This is a genomic window from Janthinobacterium sp. BHSEK, assembly GCF_056174685.1.
This window is the reverse complement of record NZ_JBWBYV010000039.1, coordinates 77,182-83,184: the sequence shown is the minus strand read 5'-3', so window position 1 is coordinate 83,184 and position 6,003 is coordinate 77,182. Positions and strand designations below refer to the sequence as shown.

The following is a 6,003-nucleotide window of genomic DNA, read 5'->3' as shown; positions in this document are numbered from 1 at the left end:
GCCGATGTGGATGTTCCCGATGGCCATTGCCTGCGGTAATACTTTCGTATTAAAACCGTCGGAACGCGACCCGTCGGCCAGCCTGCTCCTGGCGCAGCTGCTGACGGACGCGGGCTTGCCCGACGGCGTCTTCAATGTGGTGCAGGGCGACAAGGAAGCCGTGGACGGCTTGCTGCACCACCCGGACGTGCGCGCCGTCAGCTTCGTCGGTTCCACGCCGATTGCCGAATACATCTATGCGACGGGCTGCGCGCAGGGCAAGCGCGTGCAGGCGCTCGGTGGCGCGAAGAATCACATGGTCGTCATGCCCGACGCGGATATCCCGCAGACGGTGGACGCCCTGATGGGCGCGGCCTTCGGCTCGGCCGGCGAGCGCTGCATGGCCATTTCCGTCGTCGTGGCGGTCGGCAATGTGGCGGACCAGTTGGTGGAAGCCCTGGTGCCGCGCATCGCAGCCCTGAAAATCACGCAAGGCATGGATCTGTCGGCCGAGATGGGGCCCGTGGTGACGCAGGTGCACAAGGACAAGATCGCCGGCTATATCGCGCAAGGTGTGGAAGAGGGCGCCAAGCTGGTGGCCGATGGGCGCGGCTTCGTCCTGCCCGGCCATGAGCGCGGCTTTTTCCTCGGCGGCAGCCTGTTCGACCACGTCACGCCCGAGATGACGATCTACAAGGAAGAAATCTTCGGCCCCGTGCTGTGCATCGTGCGCGTGCCCGATTTTGCCACCGCGCTGGACCTGGTCAATGCGCATGAATACGGCAACGGCACGGCCATCTACACGCGCGACGGCAACACGGCGCGCGAATACACGCACCGCGTGCAGGTCGGCATGGTAGGCGTGAACGTGCCGATCCCCGTGCCGATGGCCTTCCACAGCTTCGGCGGCTGGAAGCGCAGCCTGTTCGGCGACCACCATGCGCACGGCCCGGAATCGGTGCGCTTCTATACCAAGCAGAAGGCGGTGACGCAGCGCTGGCCGGCCTCGACGGCGGCCGGGGCCGAGTTTGCCATGCCGACCCTGAAGTAAAGCGCGCTGGCGGCGCGCAGTATCAGCGCGTCAGCGCGCCGCCACGTGTCCGTAGCAGGTTTTCAGTTTCGCATAGTCGTAAAAGACGCTTCCCGGCGCGATGCGGGCGCCGTCGCAAGCGGCCTGGAAGTCCGTTTCCTTTTCGTTGTACAGCAGGCGCACGATGAGCTGCCCTGCGTCGTTGCGGTACACATCCCACTGCATATTGGCCGCTAGCGGCGAGACGCTCTGTCCGCGCCATGGATTGTTTTCATAACTGTAGCTGACCGATGCCGGCAAGGGGGCCAGCGCCTGCTGCAAGCCCATGGCCGACGCGAGCGGAATGATCATCTCGGCGTGCGTGAAGCGCAGCTTGGCTGCGTGGTGCACATCTCCCCTGGCCAGCGCATCGACCTCATTGAAAAAATCGTCGCGCAAGGCCAGCGCAAAGCGCCACGTCACGCCGCCGCTTTCCGTGGTGGCCGGTCCCTTCTGGTAAAAATCCTCGTGGTCGGCGACATAGGCGTAGTAGCGCGCGTCCTCGGCGGGCATGTAGCGGCTGAAATCGGCCGGCACTTCATGCCGCATGCCGGCGGCGATCGCATACAGCTCATACAGTTTTGTCGCGGCCGCATTCAGGCTGCGGATGACGGTCTTGCCGCTGCCCGTCATGGTGCGCGTGAGCTTGCCGTCGTCGCTGGTGAAGGTGTAGCTGCCCGTGTCCGCATAGCTGGCGCGGCCGCCTTCAAACTGGTCGAGGAAGGCGGGAGAAAACAGCCGTTCGAGCACGTGGCGCGCATGTGCGGCCGCCGCAGGCAGCCTGGCCGGAGTGCCCATCAGCGCATCCAGCTGCTTGGTTCTTTCATAATACTGGTAGGCCTGACTGGCGGCATAGGTGGCGTAATACGGGTTGGCCGGATCGGTGACGCGGTCCGTCTGCGGCGCCAGCTTGTGCGCGTACAGCAGGAAGCGGTTGACCCCATCGGGCTGCAATATCGGCTGCACCCTGGGCTTGCGTCCCTGCGGATACGGCGCCGGCGCGGGCGGCAGGTACAACAGGGGCGTCAGCGCTGGCGCGTGCTCGAGCAGCGACTGAGTGAAAAAGCGTGCGCTGTCGCGCGCGCGGTCCACGCCGGAATGGATGGTGACGAGCTGGCGCGGCGCCGGCGCCGCGTCCTGGCCCACCTGCGCGAACAGGGTGGGCAGGCGCGCCAGCATGCGCACGGCCAGCTGCCGATGCTCGTCGATGCCCGTCTGCGACAGATTGCCGTAGCCGGGCCGCTCGATGCCGGCCACGCCATGGCCGAGCAAGGCATTGGCCCGCATCAGGGCCAGGATGTCGGGGCCGAGTTCGCGGCCCAGGGGCGTGAGCGCATCCTGCGCGGCGGCCTGCTGCCACATCGCATACAGGGCCGCGTCGTTCTTCATGCTGGTGAGCCCGCGCGAACCGTGGCGCGCCGCCAGTTGCGTGAAGATGGGCCGGAAGCCGGCCGGCGGCGTGGCATAGGTGGCCGGGTCCTGCTGCGGCGCATACGGCGTCTTGGTCTGGTAATGGCCTTCGGCGGCCAGCGTGGGACCGGCGCACATGGCGAGGGCCAGGGCCAGCGGGATGCTGGCCAGGGGAGGCGATGGAGGCATGGGGGTCCGTGACGTGATGAGTTCCTGGGCGCAAGCCTAGCATCAAACGCCAAACAGGCGGGCACGGCTGGGAGCCGGCCCGCCCACGCTTCCTGCTTATTGCGCCACGTGGCCGTAGCAGATCTTCAGCTTTGCATACACATAGAAATGGCTGCCGGCCGCATAGCGGGCGCCATCGCAGGCGGCCTGGAAATCCGTTTCCTTTTCGTTGTACAGCATTTTTACCAGCACATTGCCGCTGGCGTCGCGGTACACGTCCCACTGCATGTTGGCCGCCATCGGTGCCACGTACAGGCCGCGCCAGCTGCTGTTGTCATAGCTGTAGGTCTGCGCCGCCGGCAGCGCGCCGACGACGGTCTTCAGGCCCATGGCCGTGGCCAGCGGGATGATGGCTTCCGCATGCGTGAAGCGCAGCTTGGCGCCGTGCGACAGGTCGCCGCGCGCGATGGCGTCCACTTCCGTGAAGAAGTCGTCGCGCAGCGCGCGCACGTAGTTCCAGGTGACGCCGGCGCTTTCCGTGGTGCCGGGACCCTTGTTGTAGAAATCCTGATAGTCCTGCACGAAGGCCTGGTACTTGGCCGCCTCCGACGGCATGTACTGCACGAAGTCGGCTTTGACCTCGTTCGTCATGCCGGCCATGATGGCGTACAGGTTGTACAGCACCGATGCGGCGTCGGCCAGTCCCTTGATCGTGGTGCCGCCGTCGCCCGTGACGGTGTTGGTGAATTTGCCGTCGTCGCTGGTGAAGCTGTAGGTGCCCGTGTTGGCGAAGCGGTAGGTGCCGTTGTCGATCTTGTCGACGAAGGCCTTGGTGAACAGGCGTTCCAGCACTTCGCGCCCCAGGGTGCGCGCCGTGGCATCCGTGTCGATGGCCGAGTACTTGGCCAGGAAAGCGGGGCTTTCCAGGTAGGCCTGGTAAGCCTGGCTGTCCTGGTAGGTCTGGTAGTAGCCGTCGAGGGCATCGCTGACCAGGTCCGTCTTGGGCACCAGCTTGTGCGCATACAGCAGGAAGCGGTTGGTGCCAGCTGGCTGCGCCACGGGCTTGCCGGCCGGGTAGCCGGCGGGTGCGGGCGGCAGGTTAATCAGCGGCGCGACGTTTGGTGCCGTGGCGGCCAGCGACTGCGCAAAATACGCGGCGCTGTCCTTGGCGCGGTCCACGCCGGAACTGACGGTGACGATCTGGCGCGGCGCGCTGGCGGCGTTCGCGCCCAGTTGCGTGAACAGGGCGGGCAGGCGCGCCAGCATGCGCACGGCCAGCTGCTTGTGCTCATTGATGCCCGTCTGCGACAGGTTGCCGTAGCCGGGCGCCGTGATGCCGTCCACGCCGTAGCCGAGCAGCGCGTTGGCCTTCATCAGTTTCAGGATGTCGGCGCCCAGCTTTTGCCCCAGCGGCGTGAGCGCATCGTCGGCGGCGGCCCTTTGCCAGACGTTGTAGAAGGCGGCGTCGTACTTCATGCTCGACAGGCCGCGCGAGCCGTGGCGCGCCACCAGTTCGGTGAACACGGGCGCGTAGCCGGCCGGCGCCGCTTCATACGTGGCCGCGTCCTGCTGCGGCGTGTACGGCGTCTTGGTCTGGTAGTAGGTGGCGGGCGGCGGCGTCACCGGCGGCGTGACAGGTGGCGTTACCGGCGGCGTTGTCTCGCCGCCGCCACAGGCGGCCAGGGAGAGCATCAGGATGGACAGGGGAAGATGGCGTGCGTGCAGCATGGCGTTTCCTTTGGATGTGAGTTGCCCGGGCGCGCCGCGCAGGACGGCGCACCCAGGGTAGACAGGCAGGAGGGGGCGTTACAGCTTGAGGGCCTTGGCCAGGCTGTTGGCGCGCGCATTGCGCTCGCTCAATGGCGCCAGCCCATGGCGCTCCTCGATGAACTTCAGGATCGACACGGTTTCATACTCGGTATGGTCGATATGCCCGCCTTCGCTGAACGGCGAGATGACGAGGGCGGGGATGCGCGTGGCCGGGCCGAAGCGGTCGCCTTTGGGCGGCGCCACGTGGTCCCAGAAGCCGCCGTTTTCATCGGTGGTGACGATGATGACGGTGTCCTTCCATTGCGGCCCTTCCATGATGGCGCTGATGATGGCCACGCCCTCGTCATCGCCGGCTGCCACGCTCGATTTATCCATCCCCGGATGCATGTTCTTCTTGCCCATGGGTTTGTAGAACGAGACGGGCGGCAGCTTGCCCGCCTGGACGTCGGCGATCATGTCGGAGCGGTCCTTCAGGTGCGTGGCGCGCTGCTGCGGGCTGTCGATGAAGCGCTTGAAGTAGGTGAACGGCTGGTGGTGATACGAGAAATCGTCGGCCTTCTTGCCCGACTTGGTCGAGGCGACGGCGATGTCGTAACCGTCCGCATAATAGACCCACGAGATACCCTTGTCCGTCAGGCGGTCGCCGATGGTGGGCATGGTTTGCGGCGGCAGGAACGTCTGCTTCTTGGTCGGGTCGAACAGCAGCGGGCCCTGCATGGTGTTGACGGCGTAGCCGTCCTGCGTCACTTCCGCTTCCTCGCCCTTCTTGTGGCCTGTGCCGCGCTCATCCTGGGCGACGATGGACTTGGGCGCGTTCGGGAACACGGGCGTGCAGGCGCAGGTCAGCCACATGTGGTTGAGGAAGGAGCCGCCATAGGCGGACTGGAAGAAGCGGTCGGCCAGGGTGTAGCGCTGCGCCAGGGCCCACAGTTTGAGCTTGCTGCCGTCGAAATAGCCCATCGGCAGGGCGCCCGTATTGCCCTCGACGACGAAGCGGTCGTTCTTGCCGTCGTTGATCTGGCGCTTGTGCGTCCAGAACGCGTGCACGGGACTGGCCGTCTTGTCGCCCAGCGACACGCTCGGCTCCATGCGGAAGGGCGCGTTGGCGATGTCGCCCTTGAAGCGCTGGTCCAGGCCGCCCTTGTCGAGCGCCACGGCGGGCAGCATCGCATACGGCTTGCCGTCGGGACCGGTCTGCGTGGTGGTGTCCGGCGAGCGGCCATTGGCGATGCCGTCGGCGCCGGGGAAGGTGCCGAACAGGTGGTCGAAGCTGCGGTTTTCCATGTACACGACGACGATCTGGCCGATCTTCGCCAGCTTCGGATCGGCGGCGGCACTGGCAGCCGTATTGTGCTGCATGCCGGCGGGGATGGTGCAGGCCGCCAGGCCGATGGCCCCGGCGCCGAACAGGGCGATTCTTAGAACGTGGTTCAACATAACGGTCTCCTTGATACGCCTCCGTGGACGGGGCGCTTTTTTTAGTGGTGTGGCCAGAACAGGCTTTTTGAAGAAATTGCACACGTGTGCAGTACACGTGTGCAAACAGTAACCCGGATTTTTTTCGATGTCAACAAGTACAGGCGGAGGATGAAAAAGTGTGGGAAACG

4 protein-coding genes are annotated in these 6,003 nt (G+C 65.6%); 1 reads left to right on the top strand and 3 read right to left on the bottom strand.

What is annotated here, in order from left to right:
• The coding region (gene mmsA, locus AC0V2Y_RS15060) for a CoA-acylating methylmalonate-semialdehyde dehydrogenase (protein ID WP_475417301.1) at positions 1–1,030 on the top strand (1,030 nt) is incomplete at its 5' end.
• A 30-nt stretch (positions 1,031–1,060) separates the two neighbouring features.
• On the opposite strand, the gene AC0V2Y_RS15055 is transcribed toward mmsA, so the two are convergent.
• The 3 genes from AC0V2Y_RS15055 to acpA all read right to left on the bottom strand — a co-directional run bounded on the left by AC0V2Y_RS15055 (position 1,061) and on the right by acpA (position 5,833).
• On the bottom strand, positions 1,061–2,647 hold the full coding sequence (locus tag AC0V2Y_RS15055) for a histidine-type phosphatase (RefSeq protein ID WP_475417302.1): 1,587 nt from the start codon (positions 2,645–2,647) through the stop codon (positions 1,061–1,063).
• 96 nt (positions 2,648–2,743) lie between these two features.
• Positions 2,744–4,354 carry a histidine-type phosphatase gene (locus AC0V2Y_RS15050; protein WP_475417303.1) on the bottom strand — a complete coding sequence of 537 codons (1,611 nt, stop codon included), beginning with the start codon at positions 4,352–4,354 and terminating at the stop codon, positions 2,744–2,746.
• 78 nt (positions 4,355–4,432) lie between these two features.
• Positions 4,433–5,833 (bottom strand): acid phosphatase, encoded by a 1,401-nt coding sequence (gene acpA / locus AC0V2Y_RS15045; protein WP_475417304.1) that lies wholly within the window; start codon positions 5,831–5,833, stop codon positions 4,433–4,435.
• Between the last annotated feature and the right edge of the window lie 170 nt (positions 5,834–6,003).

Bases quoted from the DNA above. Each gene is read 5' to 3' on its own strand.
- AC0V2Y_RS15055 (WP_475417302.1), bottom strand. From the start codon at position 2,647: ATGCCTCCATCGCCTCCCCTGGCCAGCATCCCGCTGGCCCTGGCCCTC.
- AC0V2Y_RS15050 (WP_475417303.1), bottom strand. From the start codon at position 4,354: ATGCTGCACGCACGCCATCTTCCCCTGTCCATCCTGATGCTCTCCCTG.
- acpA (WP_475417304.1), bottom strand. From the start codon at position 5,833: ATGTTGAACCACGTTCTAAGAATCGCCCTGTTCGGCGCCGGGGCCATC.